Source organism: Frankia sp. CeD (assembly GCF_000732115.1).
Taxonomy (GTDB): domain Bacteria; phylum Actinomycetota; class Actinomycetes; order Frankiales; family Frankiaceae; genus Frankia; species Frankia casuarinae.
Map to the genome: position 1 here is coordinate 1 of NZ_JPGU01000046.1, position 25,855 is coordinate 25,855.

Below are 25,855 nucleotides of genomic sequence, written 5' to 3' on the forward strand. Positions count from 1 at the left end.
GGAGGAGATCGCCCGGCTCACCGGGCAGCTCGCCGCCGCTGAACGTGCCCTGGAACGGTTGGAGATCACCCGGGAGACGGTGCTGGACCTGGCCGCCGAGAACGACGCCGCACCGGCCGAGCCGCTGCCGCCGGGGTATCGGGAGGTGCTGGCCGTGTTCACCCGGGGCGGGAACGGGCTGCACGCCAAGGACGTGTGCCGGGCGCTGGGTGGCGGCACCGAGCCCCGGCATGTCGAGAGCATGCGGGCCCGGCTGAAACGGCTGGTAGAGCGGGGTGTTCTCACCGAGCCCNATCCCGGCCTGTTCGTCCTGCCCCAGCCCGACCCACCGGCCACCCCAGAGATCAACTCAAGCTGAGGCCCGACGAAAGCGTGCAGAACGCCCACTCAGATCGACTGGCAGCGCCGAAGGTCTTGATCTGCCATCGGATCTGGGGGCAAGTCGCGGTGGCAGTGAGTTGCGAAGCGGGAGGCCGCGGTCGAGGCGGGGCAGGCAAAACAGATCGCCAAGCGTGGGCGGGCTTTCCATACTGGGCCGGGTGGAGATCGATAGCCGGGTGACGGCCCGGTATGAGCTGGTTGACGAGGACGACCGTCTGTGGCGGCCGGGCCTGGGTGACCTGGTCCGGCTGCGGACCTGGGACATCTTCGCGCGGTTCCTGCCCGGGCACGGCCGTGTCGTGGATGTCGGTGGCGGTCCAGGGACGCACGCCGCGCACCTTGCCGGGCGCGGCTATGACGTTCTCCTTGTTGACCCGGTCGCCCGCCATGTCGAGAGGGCACGGTCCCGGTCCCGGTCGCAACCGCACGCGCCGTTTCGCGTCGAGTTGGGTGAGGCCCGTCGTCTTCCCGTTGCCGATAAGACGGCCGATGTCGTGCTGCTGATGGGCCCGCTCTATCACCTTGTCCAGCGGGATGACCGGGTCGCGGCGCTGCGCGAGGCGGCCCGGGTCCTTCGGCCGGGTGGTGAGGTTCTGGTCGAGGTCATCGCCCGGCACGCCTGGGTTCTCGACGCGGCGAAGAAGGGCCTGTTGGGAAGCGGCGAGATCTGGGACGACTTTGACCGCAACCTGCGTGTCGGCCTCAGCCAGGACCCGGCCCAGTCGGCCGCCGGCGGCTTCTGGGCCTACTTCCACCGCCCTGAGGAGTTGCGCGCGGAGCTCGACCTCGCCGGCTACCGGGACATCCGCCTGGTCGCGGTGGAGGGTTTCGCCTGGCTGCTGGGGGACCTGGAGCAGCGGATGGCCGACCCTGGCGATCTGCTCAGGGCGGTCCGCCTGACCGAGACCGAACCGTCGATGCTCGGAACGAGCGCTCATGTCATCGGCGTGGCCCGCAAGCCGTAGGGCTATCGGCTGACCTGTCCAGCGCGCCGGGAAGCCTCAGGCACGCCGGCAGCACCTCAGCGCAACTGGCGAGCGACACGCGCGGCCGGTTCGTGATGGTGAGCCCGTCGTCGGCCATGCGACAACCGTCACTGTCGCCCGTGCTCCGACAACCATGGTTGTCGCGCAAGATCGCTGTGCAGATTGGGCGCCCAGCGCGGGTGGTCACAGCGGACCGGTCGCGGACTGGTCAATGTGGACCATTGATCGCTGGCATTGGCCGCGCGTGTCACAGCGTCGCAGGTCAGCGCCCTGGTGCCCCCGATGTGCTGTGTCGCTGTCTTTGCACGATCCCGCTGTGCCATCGCATCCCGGCCCATAGGGGGCGTTGCCGGCCCGGTGGCCACGCGCCCCCGTCCGAGCTGCCGAGATCGTGCACAGCGTGCCACCGTCACGGCGCGGGCAACGACGCTCCCGTGACGGTGGCACTCCCGCTGGCCTATCAGCGCCCGTCACGCTCGGCCCGCCAACGATCCAGGGACGTGGCAGGAGGGGGGGCGACCGGAAGGGCGGTTCGCGTGCCAGCGTGGCTCTCAGCCGCCATGGCGGGCAGGTATGACGAAGGCCCCCGGCGGATGCCGGGGGCCTTCGCCGGTGGCGTGGGGCTACCGGGNGTCGTTGAGGTCTCGCCACACGATCCGTATGCGCTGGGCCTTGTCGCCCTCGACGGTGCCGTTCCCGCCGACGATCACGCCGTCGATCAGTTGGGTGAGGATCACCCGCTTGGCCGCGATGTCNTCGCCNAGCCCGTCCCAGCNCNCGGCGCCNTCCACGGGCAGNGTGGCGCGNCGTCGCGCGCTGGTGTGCNTNCGGGCCTCGGNCNCGCGGATCTGGCGGACGATGGCCTTGTGGGCGTCGTCGTAGGCGTCGTCGTCCATCTTCCCGGACGCCCACCGGTCCGCCAGCGCGCTCTTGCGGGCCTCCAGCGTCGCCAACGCGGCGGCGCCAGGGTCCTCCGTCGCGGCAGGCTGGAGCACCAGCTCGTCCAGACGCCCCCGCACGGCAGCGGAGACCAGCCCGACGAGGAAGTCCTCCCCGATGCGGACCTTGGCCGGACAGCGGCCGTCGCGGCGCTGGCAGTAGAGCCGCTTGCCGTTCGTGCCGTTCCCGGTCAGCTTGTGCCCGCAGGACGCGCAGTAGACGAACCCGGCCAGCAGGCGCCGCACCTTCTGCGCGTCGGTGTTGGTCCGCCGCCGTGCGTCGGTCAGGATCGCCCGGACCTGCTCCCACGTGTCGACGTCCAGCACAGCGGGCCACTGTGCCTGACCCATGACCGCGATGGCTCCCGTGCTGCGCCGCGTGCTGCGGGTCTGGTAGCCGCGCATCCCGATCAGCCGCGGGTTGACCATCATCTCCTTGAGCGTGGTCGGGTCCCACGGACGGCCCGTCACGGTCGCCACACCGTCCGCCTGAAGCTGGCGCGCGATGGCGCCCAACGGCACGCCCGCCAGCACGTCGGCGGCGATACGGCGGATGACCGCCGTCTCCTCGGGGATGACCGCGTGGAAGTCCCGTACCGGCTTGCCCGCGTGGTCGGTGGCGACGATCGGCCCGTAGCCGAAGGCGCGGCGTCCGCCGTGGTGGCGGCCCTGCTCTGCCCGCTGCTGGGCGGCCCGCGAGACACGCTCCGCTGTGCGTTCGGCCTCGCCCGCGTCGATCGAGAAGATGATGTCGGCCATCATCCGGCCGTCGGCGGAGGTGAAGTCCATGGTGTTGCCCTTGACCGGTATCAGGATGACGTTGCGGTCCTTGAACAGCTCGATCACGCGCATCCGGTCGGGCCGGTTGCGCAGGAACCGGTTCGACGTCCATGAGATCACCGCGTCGATCTCGCGAGCGGCGGCCATGGCCAGGATGTGTTCGAACTCCGGCCGGTAGTCCTTCGTGGCCGACAGGTCGTTGTCGGTCAGCACGTCGATCAGGTCGACGTCGTCACGCCGTTCGGCAAGCTCGCGGATGTCCTCGTCCTGGCGGGTGACTCCGGCTTCGATCCCTTCGCGGTCATCGGAGATCCGCCGGTAGCCGATTGTGCGCAGCTTGCGAACCACCCCAGAACCGTACGCGGCGTCCCGTGTGTCCGACCAGAGTGTGATATTGGGCCTCACGCCGCCACGCTCCCCAACTCGTGACCGCACTTCGCACAGCGGGAGCGATCCAAGACGTTGGGGATGTGGGGGCAGGGAACGAGCATCAACCGCGTCCCGGGGGGCCATGCGCGGCAGGTCTTCGCGGAGAGGTCGAACGGGAGGTAGTAGACGATGGCCCCGCCATCGTCCAGCGGGGAGACGTAGTCGACCCAGCCCAGCGCCGTGGGCATGCCAAGCCGGACGTCGGCAACATCGACCGTGACGGGGGCCTCGTCCTGCGGGGCCTTCTCCCCACCGGGTGCGTCGTCCCGCTCGACACCGAGCACCGTCCGGCCCGCGTCGGTCACGACGTATGCCAGAATGGTCACGGTGCCGCCGTGAAGGCTCAGGTCTCCCGCCGGATCCCGGACCACCCAGCCGCGACGCTCAATCGCCTCGAAGGTGTTCCAGCGGATACGGACAGGAGCGCAGTCCCGCTCCCCGTAGTAGCCGTGACCGAACGAGTCGGCCCGGTAGTACAGAACGCCCGTGTGGGCAAAGGTCAGCGCACGGCGCTGAGGGTCCGACAGTCGCAGGGCCTTGCTGGTGTGTGCGTCCATGGGGTCGACGGGTCGTTGTCCACGTAGATCACCCGCGTGTCGGGAGCGATACCCTGGGCGACCTCATGCAGGTTCGGCGAGGTCGGGATGCCGGTGCCGATGTCAAGAAACTGGCGGATACCCGCCTCCTTGGCAAGGAACAGGGTGGCGCGGTGGACGAACGCCCGGTTCTGCTGGGCGGCGATGCGCAGGGCCGGGAATACCTCCAGCGCCCGCTCGGCGGCTTCCCTGTCAGCGGGGAAGTTGTCCTTGCCAGCCAGAAAGTAGTCGTACATCCGCGCGGAATGCGGCACGTCCGTCCGCAGCTCCACCCGCTCCACCGTCTCCACCCGCTCCACTGGCGTGTTCCAGCGGTCATCCGTCGGGTTGTCGCTCACGTCCCGGCCCCTCAATCGCGTCTAGGTATGCTCGGCGTTCCCCGCCACCTCCATCGGACGGCCGGCTGACCTGCGGCGCTGCCGGTGCCGAGGGAGAACGGATGTGTTGTCACTGAATTATGGTGGTTCGCCTGCGGATGGTGGCAGGCGGCTTTAGGGGCTCTCCGCGGTACACCATGATCCACATTTTCCCGCCTACCATTCAGTAACGGCCGGTGGTGACGTGATGTAGTCACGGGCCGGGGTGGAAGAGGGGCGCACCCGCCACATCGACCAGGACCTGCCCCGGTCGTACACCGGGACGAACTCCCGCCGACGCATCGCCGCCGACAACCCCGTCCGCAGGCCGGTCCGCTCGGCGAGCAGCCGCACCGGCGGCGGACGGCTCGGCGGACGGGCAACACCTCTGCGAACCGGCCGGCTGTCGACCGGGCGCGGCCAGCCCGATAGCTACGCCGAGAAGTCGGGTAGACCCTCGACAGTCACCACCGAAAACCCCACAATCGGCGCGTGAGCGCCCATGCCCCGTGACGCTACCGCTCCACCCGACACCCCGGCATCCACCCGGACGAGCCAGACCGGCCCCGAGCCCGCCGCCCTCCAACGCAAACTCGATCTTCTCGACGCACCCATCGGATCGTCACCCGACTCCCAGGAACCCCCGCGGCCCCGACCCGACGGTGGCATCCCGGCCGCCACCGCAGCCGAACGAAAGGCAGCCCTCCTCGATGGGCCGACGCCCACTCCACGCGAGGTCTCCATCGCACGCGCGGAACAGATCCGGCTTCACCGTTCGCAAACCCGGAGAATGGATTGTCTTCACACCGGAAGGAAATGAGTAGCAATCAGCACGCATTCCCTCTACCGCCGTCGGAGGCCACCTCGACGCCGCCTATCCCGACACAACTGGTTCATAGATCTCGTGACGCCAGGCGGGCAGCACATGGTGAGATTAGTCAACGGCCCGGTCCCCAGCTATGAAGCCCGGACTTTTGAGCGGTTCGACATCCAGTTCCGGAAGATTCCCCGCAGCAGACCCCTCCCCGCCCGTTCTCCCGTGACTGGGAGGGGTTTCGCGTTCATGGCCGCCTGAGCTGCGCGCGCCAGGGGCCGTATGTACGCCTTGCTACGTCTACAGACTCGTCAGCGACCTAAAACCTAGATTTTTAAGCGGTTCTGTACACAAGGTAAATGTACTTACCACCAGCGCCCTTGTTGAGATCAACGTCGATACGCCGCCACGGTGCCTGCGGCTGAATCCCACTGTTGTCACCGAGTATGACATCCAGATCCTCTATCGGACTGCCCAGGGCGGGCTCCCGAGTGAAGGCAGCATAAATGTAAGCGCCGCCAGCACCTTTGTTGAGATCGACGTCGANACGGTGATAGCTCGGTGGAGCAGACTCGTCCTTGTTGAGCAGGAAGATTATGTTGGTGATGGGATCTCCGGCACCTTTCTCATAGGCGAAATACAGATAAGCGCCGCCCGCGCCAGCATTGAGATCCTTGTCGATCTTTATCCAGCCGCTCGGCGCGGGCTCGCTGTCGATCAGAACGGTCAGATTCGTGACATTACTCATGCGGTTCTCCCCTTCTTGCCAGCCGAAAGGCTCATGATCGTATTGTTACATGGAGAAGTAGGTCGTGTCTGGAGAACGCCAGAAGTGCCAGGAGAGCGGCCCGACTGGGGCCCGGAGGCCCTGGCCTCGCCCTTTCCTTGCTGAATGTCAAAAATTCCGTGACCTGGGATGACGGTCTCCGAGCCGGGCCAGAAAAGTGCATCCACAAAAATGGACATCTTGCTCGTCAATGCAGGTCAGGTCGCGGCGTGGGCCGCAGCGGTGCCCCAGCCGCTGCTCACCGCGGCGGATCATGCCCGCCGCCCCGGACGGACGACGCGAATGATGCGGCGGAGGACGCCGTGCGCCTTCTTCGCCCGGCGCGGGCGACCCGCCAACCGGGCGTTCAGCTCCTCGTACCGCTCATCACCCGGTCGAACGGTTATCAGTTCGCATCGAAGGTGACTGCCGTCCGCACCGCCGTGGGTCGTCGCGATGCTCTCGATGGAACCGTCGGGGAGCCGCATGATGATGGCCATTCCGGATCTCTCTTCTCCTCGGTGTGTGTCGTACGGGGTGGCTCGCCGCCGCCGGTCGACGGTCAGAAGCCTGGCCACTCGACGAGGCCGGTCGCGCCGAACAGGCCGGAGGCGTAGACGAGGACGCCGTGGGCCGCGTCGATGGTCAGGCAGCCCTGGTACTTCTCCCCCTGGCCGAGGGTCGCCGCGTTGAACGCCGGCTCGCAGCCGATCGTTGGCTGGACCCGCGCACCGTCCGGAGTGCGGACGAAGAAGTCGAACGGGTTGACGGCGAAGCCGGCCTTCGCCGAGGTGAACGACACCATGAAGGTCGCGAACGCCGGGCCGCTGGTGGGCTTGCTGAAACCCGAGAAGAAGGACGGGACCGCCTTCGGCGCGGCGACGCTCACCGTCGCGGCGACCTCGCCGCCCTTGCTGACCTGGAGTACCTCGCCGTACTGGGCCTGCTTCGCCCCCTGGGAGGCCCCGCCGGCCGCCGCGGCACCGCCGGGCGCGGCCGTCGCGCCGGTCGAGGAGACGGAGGTGTCGTCCAGGTTGCAGCCGGTGAGCCCGGTGAGGCCGATCAGGCCAGTGAGAACCGCGGCGACGGCGAAACGTGCAGTACTCATGAGATCCCCCGTGAAAAGGCGCGCGCCATAGCACGCCGATGAGAGTGATGAACGAGACGTCGAATATCAGGCTGCGGGTCGATGCCGGCTGCCTGGGCAGACGGGCGAGGTCGCAAGAATGTACCGACAGGACGGCCGTGAAACCCGTCGGTATCCGAGAAAGGCGGCGAGGTCCCGCTATCGCCAGCCGATCAGATCAATCCCGGACAACAACGATTCTGAATCGCTTCGAGCTTTCTGTCAACAGCTTCGGAAAAGTCGGAAAAGGTGGATGGAGGATGGCCGTGCCCGGATCCCCCCGAGAATCCGGGCACGGCAGAATGTCGACCGCGCGCGTGGCTCGGCCGGTGGACAAGGCGAATGGAGAACTCTCGCGGACCGGTCACCCGGAAATCGGGCGGGCGGCCCGGCGTCAAACGTAGGGTGTCGTTCGCTGTCTCCGGCTACAGGTCAAGCAGCGACCCCTGGTCCGGCGATGCGGCCGCCCTGGCGCGGGCGCCTTTCTTCTTCGCGCCCTTCTCGTGCAGGCCGGCGGCGACCTCCTCGGCGTACCGGGCGTGGTTCAGTTCGAGGAGGCGGTCGAGCACCTCGCGCTGCGCCCACGGCCCGATCGTGTACCGAGTGTACTTCCCGGCCGGATGAAAGCCGTGGTCCAGGCCCCGGTCGATCATATCGACCCACCCGTACGCCCGAAAGGTCGCCTCGTCGATGAGCCGGTGGATCTCCCGCAGCTCGGCGATATCGGCATCGTTGCAGCCCGGATCGAAAACCAGATTGTACGTCTTGGTGAGCCCTGACTGCCGCGCCAGCATCGCCTCCTGCCGGAACCCGTCCAACCCCTCCCCCAATTCCCGCATCTCCCCCGTCAGTTCAGGCAACGGCAAGGTCTCGAACACGTCCGACGGCGAGTAGTTGAGATCCGCCTTCATCGTCGAACTACGACTCATCGCCCACCAAAAATGGGGCGCGCTCGACAATAGTGACAGCATTGCCCCGTCGTCAGTGACAAACACACCAAGCTTGTGCGCGAACACCTGCCCGGTCGGCACCATCACCGGCATCACCGTGCGGCTCACAAGAGTGATGACGACAAGCCGTTCGAGATCCCCCATCGCGTCGAGCATGGCGGGACGCTTCTCAGCGTACTGCCACCAGTAGTCGCGATATACTTTTNGATTATTTCGGTCACGTTCTGGCTTGACGAGGAGGCGGACCTGGTCGTAACAGTCGCGGTACCGCTTTGCGCGGTCCTCAGGCCAGTCGTGGAAATTGACGACCCAACGACTGCCCGAGCAGTCGGGGCGCGAGTTGAGATCCTGACCGTTCAGATAGGGGAACAGCACGTCGGTATGACGCGGATCCTTCGCGATCAACGCGCGGGCCTCGGCGGGTTCCATCGTGAAGCCAAGACCCAGGACATAACTTCCAATAAAGGAGATTCCTGCGCTTTTTTCCAGCCNGTGAGGATTTCCGGACACTCGTGCCTCGGGCTCCAGGGAGGGTGCGATCACGGGGGTCTGGACGCCGTCGGCGAACCGGGCTGCGGCCGGCCCGATCTGCCCTGTGGTCCAGACGGCGCTGAATTCCAGGACCGCGGACTTCGACGGCCAGGGCCGGCTCTTGATCGACCGGCGGATGACGTTCCCGTCAGCGACAATCTGGTCAAGGCCGACCTCACGGGTATCGCCCTGGGCCAGGGTGTTCGTCGCGATCAGCCCCGTCTGACCGCCACCGTTGAGCAGAGAGTGCGCACGCAGCGCGAAGTAGGCGACCAGATCGGCGCNCCCCCGTNCNCCCCCGCCGATCTCCTCGACGAGGTACTCGCGATACGCCACGCCCAGTGCACCGGTCAGCTTCTGGCCACCGAGGAACGGGGGGTTGCCGAGGACGGCGTCGAAACCGCCCTCCTCGAAGACCTCGGGGAAGACCAGCGGCCAGTGCAGGGGTTTCCGCCGGAAACCGCCGGGAACGTAATCGGTGGCCAACCAGGACTGTGCCGTTTTCCGGGCCTCGGTCTCATCCCGCTTGCCGGTGACCTCATCAGCGAGGCGGGCCGCGGTCAGGGAGAAGCTTTCCCGGCTGGCCTTCTTCTCCTCGTCGATCTCGGCGCGGGCATGCGGGTTACTCGTCCCCGACCATTTCTGATAGCCGACGAGCGCGGCGCCGGCAGTCAGGTCGGCGAAGAGCCGCAGCCGCTCGGTGTCGTGTTCCACCCCCGACAGGAGCCTGCGCTTCCTCGCAAGTCCCGCCAGAGACGAGCCGTCGGTCTCGACAAGGTCCCGGCGCCGCCCGGCGGCGTCGCGGACCAGTTCACGGACGCCGGCGGTCCAGCCGAAGATGTCGGAGTGGATCTTCCGGCCCTTGGCCGGGTCGAGGTGCATGTACTCCAGCTGCTCGACCGAGGTGATACCGAGCAGGGAGTCGCCGGAGACGAGCCGGTCGTCCAGGAAGGTGAACGGCCGGCGCGGGTCCATCGACACCAGCCAGAGCGACAGCTTCGCCATCTCCACGGCCATCGGGTTGATGTCCGCCCCGTACAGGCAGTGCTCGATGACCAGCCGGCGGGCCTCGACGGTGACGTCGTCCGCGTCGGCGTCACCGGCGTACCCGGCGTACCCGGCGTGCCCGGCGGCCCGCGGGTCACCCTCACGGATCCACGCCTCCACCAGCCGGTCGCCGAGGTAGCGGGCGGCGGCGACGAGGAACGCGGCCGAGCCCATCGCGATGTCGGCGACCTTCAGCGACAGGATGTCGGCGCTGGACCGCAGCCGCCAGGCGCCCCGGTCGGCGGTCTGCAACGGCCCGGGGGCGTAGACCAGGGGCTCCAGGGTGTTGTCCGCGACCTCCTCGGCCAGGAACCTGGGGGTGTAGTGGGTGCCGGTGTTCTTCCGCAGCGGCGACTCGGTGACGTACAGCCCGTCCTCCAGGACCACGACGGGCTGGCCGCGCAGGTCCGTGCGCAGCAGGCCGTGGAACGGCAGCAGCCGCTCGGCGGTCGGGTAGTCGCCGCGGGTCACGGCGAGCAGGGCCTTGCGGGCCTCCTCCCGCTCGCCGGCCTCCAACGGAACGAGCCGGCGCTCGACCGCCTTCGGCGCGCCGATCCCGCTGGCGGCGAACCTCTCGGCGAGCGCGGCGGCGAGCAGCGGGCGGCCCCGGTGACGCGAGGCGAGCTCCTCCAGCTCGGACAGCTTCGCCTCGGCCTCCAGCCCCTCCCGGCCGGCCAGGCCGACGACCACCTCCGCGGCCGGGGCGCGTTCGGCATCGTAGGAGAGCAGACCCTCGTAGACGTAACCGATCTGCTCGACGTCCAGCGAGCGGAAGCTCAGCGTCCGCCGCTCCCGGGACTTCCCGCTGCCGACCTGGATGTACTGGACGGCACGCAGCATGTGCAGCACCGTGCGGTCGTCCACGCCGAGTGGCAGCCACGGATGGGCGGCCGGGTCGAACAGCGAACCGGCGTAGGCGTGCATGCGCAGCCGGGGATGATCGACCCCCGCGTACACGGCGGTGAACAGGGCGCGCAGCCGGTGCCAGGCCGCCGTCGACTGCTCCAGGTCGTCCTCGGTCGCGCCGTCGTAAAGCTGCTGTTCCAGCTCGGCGCACAGCCGGCCGGCGGAGTAGGTACTCGCGTACAGGTCGTTGCCGGCGGGCAGCAGGCCGCGTTCCTCGGCGTNGAGCAGGAAGACGATGCGCATCATCACCGCGACCGCGCCCCGGTAGACGTCGTGCGCGCCGACGTCGCGCAGCCCGGCGCCACCCCGGTCCCGCTCGGCGACGTGCCAGCNGCCGAAGGCGGCGACGAGCAGCTCCACGGCCTGGCGAACCTGGACGCCGAGCGCCTCGGTGATCTCCTCCTGGCTGCCGAGGCTCGCCTTCAGCAACGGGACCAGCGTCTCGTCGTCGGGTACGCCGAAGAAGCGCCGCCGGCACAGCAACGACACGAACGCCCGCACGACGTCGCGCTCGGCCGCCTCCGGCCAGGACACCGCGTCGAACACCGCCGTCGCCGTCACCCCGCCGCGCGGCGCCCAAACCAACGCCCACTGCCGGCCGTTCGTCACCAGCGCGAGCTCGATCCCGTGATGCCGGCAGGCGATCGCCGCCCGGTCCACCGGCGTCGCAGCCCAGGCCTGCCCGGCGATCCGCGCCGTCGGGGACTGTGACGGCGCGACGACCAGACCGAGCACGCGGACCGCGTCCGGTTTCACCTCGGACGACCCCCCGGCCACTGTGTCCCCCGTGGCCACTGTGTCCGCTGTGTCCGGATCGACGAGGATGAAGGACGGCACGAGGTGCGCGTCGTGCTCGCCGACGTCGACGGTGAACGAGCGCAGCGCGCCGTTCGCGCCACCCGCGCCACCCGCGCCGTTCGCGCCGTTCGTGCCATCGGGCAGGACGAGCGTGTTCCCCCAGCCGAGTAGCTCGCCGAGAACGAAACGCACCCAGGCCGCCTGGCCGCCGACGGGATCGTCCAGCCAGGCGGTGTGCTCCCGGCGCAGGCGTTCCCGGGTCTTCTTCTCCAGCGGGTCGAGCGTCGGCCAGACCCGCCGGAGCACGGGCAGGCTGAGGAACGGCCCGCTGACCTCGATGAGGCTCAGCCATTCGCGGTGCTGCGCGGAGCCGTCCGGCGCGGGCGGCCGGCGCCGACCGCCACCGCCACCGCTGCCGCTGCCGCGACCTCCGGGGATGCCCCGGCCCCGCGTGGTGGCACCCACGGTACTCATCGCGCCTCCTCCGCTGCCGGCACGACCAGGACGACCGCGACGGGGAACTGGTGCTGCCTCGGGTCACGGTATCGCTGCGCGATCACGTCGAGCTCCCGTCGCCGTTCCTGGTCGAGCCGGTCGAGCCGGTCCTGCCACGCCTGCCGGTCCTTGCGGTACTGGGCCAGCTCCTCGCGGCTCCTGGCGATCTCGAACCGGCTGAACAGGGCGTCCTCGTCGTTCTCCGGATCCTCGATCGCACCGCGCAGCGTCGCGGCGAACTGATCGAGGATAGTGGTGATCCGATTCTCCTCGGCGGCCCGGCGCTGGCCGAGAAGGCGGGTCAGCGACTCCTGGCGGGTCCTCGTCCGCCACTCCAGGGCGGAGAGCACCCCGGGCCGCACCGCCGGCCAGCGCTCGACGAGCCGCTCCCGCGTCTCCCCGGAGACGGGCCGGCCGGCGGCGAGCGCGGTACCGACGAGATCGCCGAGGACCGTCAGGTTCTCCAGGCGGCGGAACCGCCCGGTCGCCGGCGCCCAGCCGCCCGCGTACAGGACCTCCTCGTGCAGCCGGACGCCGTCCGCGCCCACCAGCACGAACCGGGAGAACGCGCCGATCAGCACCTCCTCGCAGCGCGGATCGTCCGAGCGCACGGCGGTGACGCGGTGCAGCCCGACGTCGGCGTTGGAGACGGCGCCCCGCAGCAGCCTTGTCGACATGTCGACGAGGCGGTGGCCGAGGTGCGCGAGCACGACGTCGTCGCGGTCCTTCGCCATGGCCGAGTCGAAGGTGATCGGCCGCTGGCGCGGCGGCGTGCCCGGGGGAAGGTCCTCACGGCGCAGCTTCTCGGTGAGTCCCGCGGAGGCGCGCTGCCACGAGCCGGTGAGCGTCGGCACCGTGAACAGTCCCTCGGCGTGCTCCTTCTCGTCGACGTACGGGGTGAGTGCCTGTTGGCGGGCGAGGCTCAGTGCCGTGCCGACGACGCGGCGCACCGCCGCCGGGGTGATGCCGAGCTCGCGGACCGTGTCGTCGAGGTTCGCCCGCAGCCGGCGCACCTGCTCGCGCACGTTCTCCGCGACCGGGACGGTGCCTCCGGCGGCCACGGAGCCGCCCGGACCGACGTCGAGGTCGTCGGGACCGAGGTCGATCCGCTCCCCCAGCATCCGACGCTGCACCCGATCGGAGAGCACCGCGTTGACCGACCCGAGGTCGGCCTTCATCTGCGCGACCTTCTTCACCACCCGCGACAGGAACTCCAGGTCGGCCTCAAAGGAATCGACGCTGCCCGACCAGCCGGAGCCGACGAAGTGCCGGATCTCCGGGGAACGGCGCTGCCCGTACCGGTCGATGCGGCCGATCCGCTGCTCCAGCTTGTTCGGGTTGAACGGGATGTCGTAGTTGACCAGCCGATGGCAGTGATTCTGCAGGTCGATGCCCTCACTCGCCGCATCGGTGGCGAGCAGGACCCGCATCGGATGTTCGCTCGGTTCGGCCTGGAAGGCGAGCCGCAGCTGCTCGCGCTCGTCAACGGACAGCCCGCCGTGCAACAGGCCGAGCCGCTCCCCGGCGAGCCCCTCCTGGCGCAGCAGTCCGGCGAGCCAGATCTGCGTGTCGCGGTACTCGGTGAACACGACGACCCGCTCATCGAACCAGTGCCGCCCGTCCGGCCGGCACACCGCGTTCAGATAATCGAGCAGCGCGCGGGCCTTGGCGTCCGGCTCGGCCTCGTGGGCGTCCGCCCAGCGCCGCATCCGGTCCAGCAGCTCGATCTCGCCGTCGGTGGGATCGAGCTGCATCGGCCCGATCCGGCCGAGGGCGTCGTCCTCGGCGTCGGCGAGCTGCTCGTCGTCCAGGGTCGCGACGTCGTCGAAGTAGTCCTCCATCCACGGCTCGGGCATCCACGGCTCGGGCATCCCCGGCCCAGGCATCCCCGGCTCGGCCTCGTCCGCGAGGCGGGACGCGTGGACCGGGCGCCCGTGCCGGGACACGAGGGTCTCCCGGTAGACGCCCACGGTGTGGCCGAACGCCGCCGGGGAGGAGAACAACCGCTTCTTCAACAGCAGGGTCACCAGGTCGGTCGCCTTGCGGCCGCGCGGCGAATCCAGCCGGGCCCGGCGCAGTGCGGCAAACTCCTTGAGCAGGCCGTGGATCTCCCGTTCGCCGTCCGGATAGACCACCGGCATGTCGATCGAGCGGCGCCGGGGGAACCGCGGGGTGCCGTCCGCGTTCTCGATGCTGCTTTTCAACCGGCGGACCACGACCTCGTCCACGGCCGTCCGGTCCGGCTCGACGCCACGGGCGAACCGCTGGTCGTCGAGGATCTCCAGCAGCGCGGTGAACGAGGCGAGGTAGCCGTTGTGCGGGGTGGCGGACAGGAACAGCCGGTGGGTGAAGTGCGGCGCGAGCCGGCGGATCAGCTTGGTCTGCTGGGAGTCGACGGCGTAGACCTGCCTGGGCGCGGCCGGGGCGATGTGATGGGCCTCGTCGAGAATGAGCAGGTCGAAGGTCCGCGGGTAGGTCGGCTGACCATCGCCGGGCAGCACCTCGTCGAGCAGCCGCTGCGCCTTCGGGCCACGCAGCCAGGGCAGGCTGACGATCGTCAGCGGGTAGACCTCGAACGGGTTCGCCGCGCTGCCGTGCGAGCGACGGACCGCCGCGCAGCGCTCCGCGTCAATAATCGTGAAATCGCGGCCAAACTTCTCGGCCATCTCGTCGCGCCATTTCAGGGTGAGCCCGGCCGGACAGACGATCATGATGCGGCGCGCCCGGTGCCGCAGCAGCAGCTCCTCGGCGACCAGCCCGGCCTCGATGGTCTTACCGAGGCCGACATCGTCGGCGAGCAGGAGGTTCACCCGGGGCGCCGCAAGGGCGCGCGCCACCGGCTCGAGCTGGTAGTCCTCGACGGCCACCCCCGAGCGGAACGGGGCCTGCAGCCGCCGGGCGTCCGCGGAGGTCACCGCCGACCAGCGCACCGCGTCGAGGAAGGCGGCCAGCCGGCCCGGTGGGTCGAAGCCGCCCCGGGTGACGTCGGGCAGCGAACCGCTGGGCAGGACCCGCCGGCCCGGCTCGACCTCCCAGATCACCTCGACGGTGTGGCCGTAGCGACCGTCCTCCACACTCTGGAGGATGACCAACGTGCTCGTGCTCGGCGCCGCTCCGTCCCCGACGGCGTCAGGCCCCGCCGCGTCCGCCTTATCCGCCGCGCCCACGTCCGCCGCGCCCACGTCCGCCGCGATCCACCTCGCCCCGCCGGCGGCCGGTCCGTCGATGTCCGCGACCACCCACTTCTGACCACGGACCTCCACCAGCGCGCCGATGTCGGGACGCTCGTCAGATGCCGGCGCCCCCGGGCCCGGCCCCGTCCCGCCCATGGCCTGCTGGCGGACGCGGCGTGCTGACGGAGCACGTTCGGTCGTCGAACTCGGCACCTGATACCCCCCTTGGTGAACAGCCCGACCAGTCTGGCAGGACGCCGGGCGACCGATTCCCGGCCCGGTGGCACCGTGCCGGCCCTCTTCGGTCCCCATCTCAGACCTAACGGACATCCAGGGGGCAGATTAGCATCTGTGAACTCAATTCACCAACATGACCCATGGCGGACCGGGTCTCGACATCGTGGTGCCGCGGGAGCCCCGGCCGCCGGCCGCGACCCGTCCGCACCAGACGCCGCGACCCGTCCGCACCAGACGCCGCGACCCATCCGCGCCAGAAAGTTGTGGAGGTTGGGCACGGTCTCAAGGCCCGAGAGCGCGCCCAACCCTCGTTGACCACCAAGGCATCCGTGATCACATAGTCACGAAGTGCCGCCTCAAGGTCGCTGACACCCCCGGTCAGGCTGAGGACGAGGTCACTCGTGTTCGTCCGTTCCGGGATGTGGATGAACTCGCGCGGAAGCGGCTGGTTCGTCGGCGGCACCGACCCACGCTGACGCCCCCACGAACGGTGCGTACNCGCTGTNCCANAANCCCTTGCCCGCCGATCCCGTCCTCCACCTCACACCGCCTCGCAGACGAATGCGGACCAATCGACCCCTCGCCTGGCCACACGGCTGACGCTGATCCATGAGGAGGGCAGGACCGGTCGCTGTCCCCGAAGTCCTCACGGACGAAGGTTGATGATCGTCTTTCCCTTACGTCGCTCGGTCGGATTGAGGGCGGCGACGGCATTGTCGATGGTCGCGACGTTGCCGATGTTCGTTCGCAGCCGTCCGTCGCGCACCCGCTGTACGATCTCACCCAGTTGAACGCGATCGGACTCGACAACGAAGTCGACTGCCAGGCCGTCGGCGGGCCGCGCCCCGACCGGTCCGACGACGGACACCAGCGTTCCCCCGGCTCGAACCAGACCCGCGGACCACTTCTGGATGTCGCCGCCGATGACATCGAAGACCAGATCGACCCCGCCTACGTCCTCCAGCGCGTCGTTCTCAAGGTCGACGAACTCCTGCGCGCCGAAGTCGAGCGCCTTCTGCCGGTCGGCAGCGCGTCCGGTGCCGATGACGTACGCACCGAACTCGCGCGCGAGCTGCGTCACCATCGTCCCGACTGCGCCGGCCGCGCCATGCACGAGCACGCTCTGCCCCGCCTGAAGGCGGCCGTGCTCGAACAGCCCCTGCCACGCGGTCAGCCCCGAAATCGGCAGGCTCGCGCCCACCGTGAAGTCGACGTCGCCCGGGAGCGGTGCGAGATTGCGTGCCTCGACGGCCACATACTGCGCCAGGGTGCCGTCGCGATGCCAGTCCGAGAGGCCGAACACCCGCTGTCCCACCGACAGCCCCGTCGTGCCATAGCCGAGGACCGTGACCACTCCGGCCAGCTCATGCCCGGGGATCGACGGTGTTCGGTCACGGTCGAGACGATCGGTCCAGGTCGAGGGCCACGCCATCTCAGTCGGGACGAAACCCGACGCATGAACCTCAACGACGACGTCGTTGATCGCCGCCGACGGCTCGGGCCGCTCCACCAGGCTCATCCCGGCCGTTCCCGCAGCCTGGTCCGTCACGACGATCGCCTTCATAGGTAACTGCCTCCCCGGCCATTTGTCTTGGGCACAGTGGTGGGCACGTGTCGCTCACGGACGAACGCGGACGATCGTCTGCCCGCCGATCCGCCCGGTCGGGCCGAAGGCCGCGACGGCATCGTCGAGAGTTGCGATGCTGCCGATGTTCGTCCACAGCCGTCCATTCCGCCGCCCATTCCGCGCCCGCCGGACGATCTCACCCAGTTGGGCACGATCGGACATGACAACAAAGCCGATGGCCAAGCCACCCATCCGCAGGGTCAGCAGGAAGCGCCGGACAGATCGCGGTGCCATCCGCCGACACCGATGAAGTCCGGGTCAGACGGCACGGTGCGGCCCCGAATCTCCAGCCTGCGGGCGAACGGCCGGGTGCGCAACTCCGCCGGCGCGGCCGATCAGACGCAGCGTGGTGTCAGGATCGAGACCCGGTCCACAGCCGCTCCGCCCTGGCCAGCTGGTGTGGAATCAGGAAGATGGTCACGCCGCGCCCGCGACAGCTCGCTTCGGACCGGCGGGCTCCAGGAGACGAGACCCGATGCCGGCGTCACACAACACCAAGATCGTCGAATATCGCAGGGTTCGGATATCAGCGCCCTGCCAGTCAACTGAGCTTTTGTAGGGTCTTGCGACTGATGCCTGGATCGTACCCGCTTCGGTGGATACCTGAGGTAGCTGCCCGATCTGCCGGGAGAGCGAGCTATGGGCGCGACACGTCGCGGATTCACCGAGGAGTACAAGGAGCAAGCGGTAGCCTTCGTCATCGACGGCAGCCGTCCGGTCGCCGAGGTCGCCCGGAACATCGGCGTCCATGAGATGACGCTGGGAAAATGGGTGAANAAAGCCAAGGACGTGGAATCCGGAGACCGCCACTGGCTCAGACGGCTCGGGTGGGCACGCGATCTACCCGTCATGACCGTCTTCGCCCCGGCCTGCCCCACCTGGTCGGCCACCACACGGAGGAGCCGCACTTAACGGCGAACTTAACCGCCGTAGACTCGTATGATGCTGGCTATGGTCGGCGACAGGGCCTCGCATGCCACGCCGTTGTCGGTGGCGCGGTCGCTGCGTCTGCTCGGCGAGCATGTGTCGACCTGGCGGAAGCTGAACCGGCTGACCGCGGCCCAGGTCGCCCAGCGAGCCGGGATCTCCCGGGACACGCTGCGCGCCATCGAGCAGGGTAAGGGCACCGCGAGCACCGAGAACCTGTTCAGGGTGCTACGCACCATCGGGATCATGGATGCCGTCGTCAGGGCCACCGACCCGTACGAGACCGACGTCGGCCGGCTGCGCATGGACGAGATCCTCCCCAAGCGAGTACGGCGCTGATGGCCGNACGGGATCCTGTCGAGGTCACCGTCGAGATCGACGGGCAGGAGACCACCGCAGGGACGTTGTGGCTTCACAACCGCGGCGGACAGAGCGCCACGTTCCGATATGCCGACGCCTACCTGACCAACCCGGCCGGATACGACCTCGACCCGGCGCTGGCCAGAGCCGCCGGCGTCTTCCACACGCCGGCGGGGTCGGCCATCTTCAACGCGTTCGCCGACAGCGCCCCCGACCGATGGGGTGAGAACCTCATGAGGCGTGAGGAGCGCGAGCGCGCCCGCGCCGCCGAGACCACACCTCGCACTCTCGGTAAGGCCGACTTCCTTCTCGGCGTCCGCGACGACACCCGCCAGGGAGGTGTCAGGTTCCGCCAGCCGGCGACCGCCACCTACTATTCGACGCACCGGCACGCGGTCCCACGGCTGATCGACCTGGCCCGGCTCATGCGAGCAGCCGACCACGTCCGCGCGGAGGGCAACTTCGACCGCGACCTCGCGGACCTCATCGACGCAGGTAGCTCGCTCGGCGGCGCGCGCCCCAAGGCGGCGGTGCGGGACGTGTCCGGGCGGCTCTCGATCGCCAAGTTCCCGCGTTCGGACAGTGACGAATGGGACGTGGCCGGTTGGGAGGAGGTACAACTGAGGCTCGCTCGCAGAGCGGGGCTCACCGTGGCGGAGTCGGAACTGCTGACCGTTACCGGCCGGCACGTACTGCTCCTGAGCCGCTTCGACCGCATCGGCGCGCGGCGTCTGGGGTTCGCAAGCGCCCTGACAATGCTCGAGGCCTCCGACGGGGACCTTCGCAGCTACCTCGAGATCGCCGAGGTGATCGAACGCTACTCGCCGAGAGCTGACGCCGACCTGCGTGAGCTCTACCGGCGGATCCTGTTCTCCATCCTGACCGGGAACACCGACGACCACCTGCGCAATCACGCGTTCCTGCGCGAGCGAGACGGCTGGGCGCTCTCTCCTGCCTACGACCTCAACCCCAATCCGGACAACCCGGCCCGGCTGAGCACGGCCGTCGATCTCGACAACACCGACGCAAGCATCGACCTCGCGCTGTCGGTGGGCAACTACTTCCGCTTATCGCCGCCGAGGGCCCGCGACCTCGTCAGGGAGGTGGAGACCGCCACGGCGGGCTGGCGGCAGGCCGCAGCCGGGCTCGGCATCCCGAAAAGCCAGGCCGACCGGATGGCAGCGGCCTACGAGAGCGAACAACGACGGATCGCCCGTGCTCTCAGGGTGCCTTGAGATTGGCTCCGGTATCGGGCGTCACCCGGCCCCGTCCGGCCTATCGGTCAATCCTCGGACATGCCGGCGGCCCCGCCACCAGACACGATCAGCTCATCGCCTTGCTCACCGTCGTCCGTGACACACTCAACGATGTCATAAACGCTGGAGGGGAGCCGGAGCGCCGCCTTCCCGCTACCCGCGCGTGGCGGCCACGGGACGCGAGCGCCGGACACCGTAGAGCTACGGTGTCCGGCGCCGCGGCGGCCGGAAAACCCGGGCGGTCATTGCCGATTGGAACCAGTGCCGGACGCCCTCGCCAACCCCGCTACATGTTTCTCCTAGCGGTTCGCCGTATTTCAGTGGCGTTCCGTCCAGGTCCTCTCGTCAGCTCAGTCCCAATCCCAATCCCAATCCCAGTCGTCCTTGTGGCGCCGGTCCTTACCGTCCTTGCCGTCCCACCGGTCCTTACCGTCCTTGCCGTCCCACCGATCCTTACCGTCCTTGCCGTCCCACCGATCCTTACCGTCCCACCCGTCCTTACCGTTCCAGCCGTCCCACCCGTCCTTACCGTCCCACCGGTCCTTGCCGTCCCAGCCGTCCCAGCCGTCCTTACCCCAATGATCCTTGGCGATCTTTTCATCCACCGGGCCACCGAGATAGCTCGACGCCAGCGCGCTCGTAGCCGCCGGCCCCACGGTGACGAACACTGCCGCCGCCGTAGACACCGCGACAACCGCGGCTTTCCGCCTCACGGACTTGTCCACGCTTCCTCCAGAACCGAGAGAGAGTGAATCGCTACTATCGGTAACAGAGACTAGCGTGCTCGACGAGGTCCGCAAACGGATCATCGACCGACTTCGACGATCAGCTAGCCACGGAGCGTGGCCTTAGCGGGATGAAGAGGAGATTCCAACTCCTATACACCCGCTGGAAAGGGAGATGCGGAATGTTGAGGTTCGCGGTTCACGGACTCCCACCACGCATGGTAATTGTCGGGTGGGTAGTAGGCGGTCATGCCCTTCGGCATGAATCGGTCCAATTCTGACAACGGCGCCTCGTCCGGAGTGATATACGTCAGCTGCCGGGTCGCAGGAGGAGATGGCGCGGTCCGCCTCCTGACGGATCCACCCGGCCCAGGCGAGCGCTGCTGCGTGTTCGGATTCCTCCGGCGTGTCGCCGGCATCCGTCGAGGGCAGGCCACGCTTCCGCCGCAGCCAGAAGTGATCAAGGTGGTCTATCGACTACAAAATGGCCTGGGAGGCGGGATACAGCTGCTTCAGTAGTTTGCCGAACTCCCCCGATGTGTTCCATCTGTCGAGCACGATTCCGAGCTGCGCGGCAAGGTCGCCTCGCCTGCCGTCCGCTGGATCTGGGAGGACTGCCTGTATGATCGCCTCGGCATGCTTTTCGAAGGTCATGTCGTCGTCCACAGTGTGTTCCCACTTCCGCGGCCTCGGCAATCGGCTCTCCGCCTTTGGACTGATCACCGAGACGAGATAGTCCAGCACGGGCATCGCCCGGCCTGTTGCCTCGATATCCGCATCGCCGCGAGCCAGGTGCCAGACCGCCNCCGAGTCCGCGGCAGAGAACACCTGAGCGAGATCACGCCGTCTCTCCAGCTCGCGTTGGTACTCGTCGGAGAGGACGGGAACCGGGGTCATCGCCATCGTAGGGACTACCACTGGCGACGGAGGAGCCTTCTCCGCATCCAGAATCCCGCGCACCGGCCACGCCTGGACGACTGTCACTCCTGTCAGAGCGAGCGCAAGAACTACCCAGATCAACAACGGCCCGCCCACGATCCACCCCAGAAGAAGCGGCGTGGCGAGGAGACCGAAAAGGTTCATGACGAAGACGACCCACTGACTCCTGGTCATCGTTGTTCCTCTCGTCCCGCGGCGGGCGACGGCTGGGTGTCACCTGGCGAGGAGGGCGGACGCAAGCCGACATCCTCCCCGAAGAGCTCCTTATCGATCCGGTCGAGGAGATAGGTGCGAACTGCGGCCTGGTCGGGCGCCATCGAATCCCCCAGCGGCCGATCCACCCAACGACCGAGGATCGCCCGCAGCGATGAAAGCAGATCAAAACGTTCACGCAGCGCGTCGACGAGCAAGTCCGGTAAAATCGTCGGCCCCCGCCCAACAGCCTGCACCACGTCATCCAGCCAGAGATGGACCAGCCCGATCGTTTCCTTCGAGGGCGGCGCATCGGCCTCGAGCACAAGGANCCNCCCGCCACGGAAAAGCTCCCCGCATTCGGGATCGTCGACAGGCCGCCATCCGACGGCGTCCCTGGCATACAACCGAGAGGCCGACACCAGGCGCAGAAAAACCTCCGCGTTCCCCGTCGATCCGCGGACGGCATAGGGCGCTCTCACGGACCGGCCAAGTACATAGCGATAGTTGTCCCGGTCGGCGCTTGCCAGGGTCTCGACGGCATCGATGGCCGCGCTGGCAACCTGCGGATTCTCATGCGCGGCGAAGTTGTGCAGTCGGGTCAACGCCTGAAACGGATAGATATCATATATTATTTTACCAGAGAGCTCGATACACATACGCGCCAGGTAGGCGTCCAGCCGATGATCCTCCGACCATGCACGGATCCGCTGCCGGAACTTCCGGCCGCCGGTTCCCTCCGCTCCCTCCTCCAGGCCCTTCGTAAGCAGGCCCAAGCACGCGGGGATCGCGGCGACACGACGGCGACCGATCCAGTGATACGCAAGATCCAGGGCATCATCGGCTCGATCACTCCGCAACGACTCCTCGGTGAACCGTTCCGCGAACCTCGTCAGAACATCGTTGGGCCAAAAGATCCCCGGCGGCGAGGGAAGCCGTTCCGCCCAATCGAGAAAGGCCGGACGCAACGTCGGGTAGTTGTCCCAGGCATAGTGGCGCGCGGCCACGCCGAATCCCGTCTTCTCAAAACGGATCGGTCTCTGCTCGTCGCGGACGACACCGATCTCNCCCAGGCGGGCCAGAAAACCTGGGCGGGTCAACGCGTGGTCATCTGGAAGGCGAAACTCACCGGCCCGGGCGAGCTCCCGTTGCGCAACGAACACCAGGTCCCGATCCGCGTCCTCCAGCATGGCCGCTGTGATGAGAAGGAGAGCGTTCATGCCGGTCCGATCGTTCTCGAGCAGACAGTCGATCTCCTTCCCATAATCGCTGTCCTGCCGTTTGACCTCCCGCCAGGCCAACCGGAGGCAGTCCGGCAGAGCCGCGCCCGGACGCATACCCAGGAGTTTCGCTGACGCTACGGCCACCCGGCTCACCTGATACAGCGTGGCGGCCCCGAGATCGGCGAGATCGGCAGACTTTTCGATAATCTTTACTATCGTCGCAAGATCAGGCTGCGCGCTTGGTTGCATGGATACGGCGAGGTGTGATTGCAGCACGGCACGCCAGTCCGGCCGGCTCATCTCGGGCACGAGTCGCCGCAGCTCGGCCGGCAGCCATCTCACCGAGTCCGGTGGAAGGATGACCGCCAGATAGCGGGCCGAGCCGGCAACGACGTCCCGCAGCGCCTCAAGCCGCTTCGCCAGTTCCTCGGAGCGAGACGGCATCGATTCGGACAGGTCGAGAAGATACCGCGCCTGATCGTCCAACGCTTTCTGGGGAATGTCCGGCTCGTCGTCTGCCTCGACATCGGCGGGAATACGCTCAATCCTCTCCGTCCCGGCCCTGGCACCACCGGCTCCAGCCACCAGCATCCACGCCGCGGCGTGGATGCCGTCTCCGGGGGATCCCGAGAGCAGCACCAGGCGGTGTTTTTCTATCTTTTCCGCCGCATCCGCGAAGCCGGTGGGCCGAACGAACACTCCGCTCAGCTCGCGAAGAGTCGCGCCGGAGATGGCTTCGGGCCGGCGAACTCGCTTCTTTGCCAGGTCGATCAGATTCACAATATTCTTGATGTCGCCGTTTCCCAGATGGGTCTGCGCCCGATTGTCACCACTTACCGAGCCGCCGACGTTGCCTGCTCCGCTAGAACTTCCTGCCCCACTGACATTACCGGCGTTCCCGACCCCCGGTGGTTCGGCGGCGGCCGCTGCGCCGGCGCCGGCTGCTTTCTCGTCCGGGGGCACATTACCCGGCGGTTCGTGCGGCGAGGTGTCATCCGCTGGACTGGCGCCAGGCATAAGACTCCGGATGTCAGTCATCGTGCGCGCCCTCCCCGCCCGAAGTCCCCTTTTCGTCCACGGCTTCGGGGTCCGGGGTCGGGGTCGAGGATCCCTGCGTGAAGTTAGAATCACCAAAAGTGGGGCGGTCAAGCGGCGCGGCGAACTGGTGGCCCTGGCCATAGTGTTCCGGGCCATGGTGCTCGGTACGCGGCCCGATCTGCTGGTCGCCGCGTGGGGCGTGGGTATCTCTACGGGTCGTGCGGATCGGACCAGACGCGGTGTTGATGTCACCGATGCCCACGTGCGTCTGCGGCCGATTATCCCCGAGGACCGATCCGCCGACGTTGCTGATACCACCGATATTTCTGATGCCGCTGATATTTCTGGTAGCGCCGCTCTGCCCAAGGTCGGCTCGGCTACGGTCCGATGGCGTGGAAGCCTCGGCAGCCGCCCGCGACGGTGCGGGTAGAACCTCGGGAACGCGGAAGCCGCGGTGCAGCAGGCCGCCCGACGGTCTCGGCACATACAGGTACGCCTCGTCGCGGTATGTCTTCACCTCGACGGGGGCCTTCACGAACAAGGAGTCGTCCAGCCCGCTGTAGCCGCTGAGCACGGCGTCCTCGTAGGTCCGTGACGACAGGATCGCGGCCACCAGGGTCGTCCGGGGATTCGAGTCTTCCAGCAGGTGTCGTACCGCGGCGGCGTCAAGCTGGCGGTGCAGGGCAATACGGGCCGCACCGCTGCCGTCACCCAACCGGTTCATCCCCGAATCGGTCGTCGATCCCACGTGCAGGCTCACCCGCATCCGCAGCGGCCGGTCGGCCGCGGCAGGTGCGACGTGCGCGACCTTGTTCCGGTACTCCAGCTCCTGCTGGAGGTTGTCCAGGAACGGGTGGACGAGCAACGGCAGCATCGAGGGCTCGAAGCCGAGCACGTACCCGTCGCCGGTGGTGTCGGAGAAACGTTCCATCGATGGTGATTCGGACCAGCCGGAACGCGCGAACGCTCCGGTGAGGATGTCCGGCACCGCCCGCGTCATGTCCTCGTGCCAGCGTCCGGGGTAGCCGCTGAAATCCTTGATGTCGACGACGAGCAGGGCCCGGTAAGGGGGCATTGCCATGCTGTCGGTGCCGCCATGGACCGGTGTAGAGGCCATCGCTGAATCCTTCGCGTTCGCGGGAGAGCACGGATGTCGTGCCCGTGTTCTTCAGCGTCGCGGCGGAAGAGTGACAAAAACGTCCATCGACGGACGGTTCAACGGTGGCACGGACCACATCTCGTCGGCCCACCGGCTCCCGTCAACGGAGAACCAGCGGACGACCTGGAGCCCGCCGGGCCAGCCGGCATGCTCAGCCGGTCGTGATGCCCACCTCGGCCCGCAACCGTGAGATATCCGCCACCGCGAGCCGTGGCCCCGGCCTCAGCACCTGTTCCTCTCGCAATGCCGCCACATGTGCGGCCACCGTGCTCCGGGCGAGCCCCAGGGACTCCGCGACGGCATCGAGCGAGAACGGCACCCGCATCGGATCGGGCAGCTCCGGTCCGGCGAGGGCGACCAGTTCCAACAGCAGGCGGGCGACCCGCTGCCGCGGCGAGAAATGCACGAGCTGATGCTGATAGGGAACCGTTTCGGACAGCTTGCTCACCACGTAGTCAGCCAGCGCTCCCTGAACACCGTGCCGCCGCAGGAAGGAGTCGAGCGTGGCGGCGGAGACCCGATGCGCCTCGCATCGATCGATCGCCTGCACCGTGGCGGTGCGTCCGGTTCCGATTCGCGCCATCTCACCGATCATGTCCCCGGGCGAGCGCAGCGCCAGCAGGAGGGCCGAGCCCTCCGCGTCCACGCGCACCACCTTTACCCGGCCGGTGGTCAGCAGAAGCAGGAAATCATCTGGATCGCCCTGACGCAGCAGCACCTGCCGCGACCGGAAATGGCACCGGGAACCGCATGACAACAACGCCTGCCAGAGACGGTCGCCGAGGATAGCCTGCATTCCCCGCCGGGCAGGCCGGACAGAATTGGTCATCCCACAGAAGTATCGCGGATCGGGCCCGCATTCGGCGCCGCCACCGAGAGGATGCGACTGAGGTGACCGACCAGCGGTCTTGTCCGATCAATCCTTTCTATCCGGTTCGCCCGATTCGCTCTCGGCCGCGATGCACCGATGCACCGATGCACCGATGCATCGATGTACCGTGCCGCGGATGGTCGAACTGCTGCCATCCGCGGCACGGCGCCCGGCTCCCCGTGCCATCGGCGCAGGGCCTCGTTCACCGGCCGGGCCGGGCCCCGGGTGG

General features: G+C 68.1%; 18 protein-coding genes and 1 pseudogene. 5 read left to right on the forward strand and 14 right to left on the reverse strand.

Annotated features, from left to right (window positions below; translation table 11 throughout):
- Together CED_RS18035 and CED_RS18040 are read left to right on the forward strand one after the other, a co-directional pair.
- A partial coding sequence (locus CED_RS18035; protein WP_035912562.1) for a hypothetical protein occupies nucleotides 1-358 on the forward strand: 358 nt, incomplete at its 5' end.
- 181 nt (nucleotides 359-539) lie between these two features.
- Complete coding sequence (locus CED_RS18040) at nucleotides 540-1,346, forward strand: bifunctional 2-polyprenyl-6-hydroxyphenol methylase/3-demethylubiquinol 3-O-methyltransferase UbiG (RefSeq protein WP_235187134.1); 807 nt, start codon at nucleotides 540-542, stop codon at nucleotides 1,344-1,346.
- A gap of 644 nt (nucleotides 1,347-1,990) precedes the next feature.
- Here the strand turns inward: CED_RS18040 and CED_RS18045 are convergent.
- The 11 genes and pseudogenes from CED_RS18045 to CED_RS18090 form a co-directional block, all read right to left on the reverse strand.
- Nucleotides 1,991-3,433 carry a recombinase family protein gene (locus tag CED_RS18045; RefSeq protein ID WP_035912564.1) on the reverse strand — a complete coding sequence of 481 codons (1,443 nt, stop codon included), beginning with the start codon at nucleotides 3,431-3,433 and terminating at the stop codon, nucleotides 1,991-1,993.
- A 53-nt stretch (nucleotides 3,434-3,486) separates the two neighbouring features.
- Nucleotides 3,487-4,071 (reverse strand): hypothetical protein, encoded by a 585-nt coding sequence (locus tag CED_RS18050; RefSeq protein ID WP_035912567.1) that lies wholly within the window; start codon nucleotides 4,069-4,071, stop codon nucleotides 3,487-3,489.
- An 8-nt stretch (nucleotides 4,072-4,079) separates the two neighbouring features.
- Nucleotides 4,080-4,409: pseudogene (locus tag CED_RS25510) on the reverse strand (SAM-dependent methyltransferase); the annotation flags it as partial.
- Between the two features lie 234 nt (nucleotides 4,410-4,643).
- Nucleotides 4,644-4,820 (reverse strand): hypothetical protein, encoded by a 177-nt coding sequence (locus tag CED_RS24435; protein WP_157493474.1) that lies wholly within the window; start codon nucleotides 4,818-4,820, stop codon nucleotides 4,644-4,646.
- A 794-nt stretch (nucleotides 4,821-5,614) separates the two neighbouring features.
- A complete protein-coding gene (locus CED_RS18065; protein WP_035912572.1) occupies nucleotides 5,615-6,028 on the reverse strand; it encodes a hypothetical protein in 414 nt (137 codons plus the stop codon).
- Nucleotides 6,029-6,318: 290 nt separating this feature from the next.
- Nucleotides 6,319-6,546: a hypothetical protein gene (locus tag CED_RS21670; RefSeq protein ID WP_023841739.1), complete on the reverse strand. Its 228-nt coding sequence runs from the start codon at nucleotides 6,544-6,546 to the stop codon at nucleotides 6,319-6,321.
- 62 nt (nucleotides 6,547-6,608) lie between these two features.
- Nucleotides 6,609-7,154 carry a hypothetical protein gene (locus tag CED_RS18070; protein WP_011437117.1) on the reverse strand — a complete coding sequence of 182 codons (546 nt, stop codon included), beginning with the start codon at nucleotides 7,152-7,154 and terminating at the stop codon, nucleotides 6,609-6,611.
- A 443-nt stretch (nucleotides 7,155-7,597) separates the two neighbouring features.
- Nucleotides 7,598-11,878, reverse strand: coding sequence for a type IIL restriction-modification enzyme MmeI (locus tag CED_RS18075; RefSeq protein ID WP_035912575.1), 4,281 nt, complete (start codon nucleotides 11,876-11,878; stop codon nucleotides 7,598-7,600).
- The gene (drmD, locus tag CED_RS18080; protein WP_235187135.1) at nucleotides 11,875-15,285 is read right to left on the reverse strand and encodes a DISARM system SNF2-like helicase DrmD; all 3,411 of its coding nucleotides are present in this window, start codon (nucleotides 15,283-15,285) and stop codon (nucleotides 11,875-11,877) included. The genes CED_RS18075 and drmD overlap by 4 nt, the downstream gene beginning before the upstream one ends.
- Nucleotides 15,286-15,955: 670 nt before the next feature.
- Complete coding sequence (locus CED_RS18085; protein ID WP_011437121.1) at nucleotides 15,956-16,873, reverse strand: NADP-dependent oxidoreductase; 918 nt, start codon at nucleotides 16,871-16,873, stop codon at nucleotides 15,956-15,958.
- A 54-nt stretch (nucleotides 16,874-16,927) separates the two neighbouring features.
- A complete protein-coding gene (locus tag CED_RS18090) occupies nucleotides 16,928-17,170 on the reverse strand; it encodes a hypothetical protein (RefSeq protein ID WP_023841742.1) in 243 nt (80 codons plus the stop codon).
- Nucleotides 17,171-17,575: 405 nt separating this feature from the next.
- On the opposite strand from CED_RS18090, the gene CED_RS22985 reads away from it, so the two are divergent.
- From CED_RS22985 to CED_RS18105, 3 genes are read left to right on the forward strand one after another with little or no spacing between them, the layout of a single operon-like run.
- Nucleotides 17,576-17,848 (forward strand): transposase, encoded by a 273-nt coding sequence (locus tag CED_RS22985; protein WP_084680850.1) that lies wholly within the window; start codon nucleotides 17,576-17,578, stop codon nucleotides 17,846-17,848.
- Nucleotides 17,849-17,887: 39 nt separating this feature from the next.
- A complete protein-coding gene (locus CED_RS18100) occupies nucleotides 17,888-18,202 on the forward strand; it encodes a helix-turn-helix domain-containing protein (RefSeq protein WP_049760933.1) in 315 nt (104 codons plus the stop codon).
- Nucleotides 18,202-19,458, forward strand: a complete 1,257-nt coding sequence (locus CED_RS18105) for a type II toxin-antitoxin system HipA family toxin (protein WP_035912580.1) — start codon at nucleotides 18,202-18,204, stop codon at nucleotides 19,456-19,458. The genes CED_RS18100 and CED_RS18105 overlap by 1 nt, the downstream gene beginning before the upstream one ends.
- A gap of 371 nt (nucleotides 19,459-19,829) precedes the next feature.
- Here the strand turns inward: CED_RS18105 and CED_RS18110 are convergent, their stop codons facing one another.
- From CED_RS18110 to CED_RS18130, 3 genes are all read right to left on the reverse strand, one after another.
- Nucleotides 19,830-20,204: a hypothetical protein gene (locus tag CED_RS18110; RefSeq protein ID WP_035912582.1), complete on the reverse strand. Its 375-nt coding sequence runs from the start codon at nucleotides 20,202-20,204 to the stop codon at nucleotides 19,830-19,832.
- 3,384 nt (nucleotides 20,205-23,588) lie between these two features.
- Nucleotides 23,589-24,713, reverse strand: a complete 1,125-nt coding sequence (locus CED_RS21675; RefSeq protein ID WP_152569789.1) for a hypothetical protein — start codon at nucleotides 24,711-24,713, stop codon at nucleotides 23,589-23,591.
- Between the two features lie 193 nt (nucleotides 24,714-24,906).
- Nucleotides 24,907-25,584: a Crp/Fnr family transcriptional regulator gene (locus CED_RS18130; protein WP_011437131.1), complete on the reverse strand. Its 678-nt coding sequence runs from the start codon at nucleotides 25,582-25,584 to the stop codon at nucleotides 24,907-24,909.
- Nucleotides 25,585-25,855 lie beyond the last annotated feature (271 nt).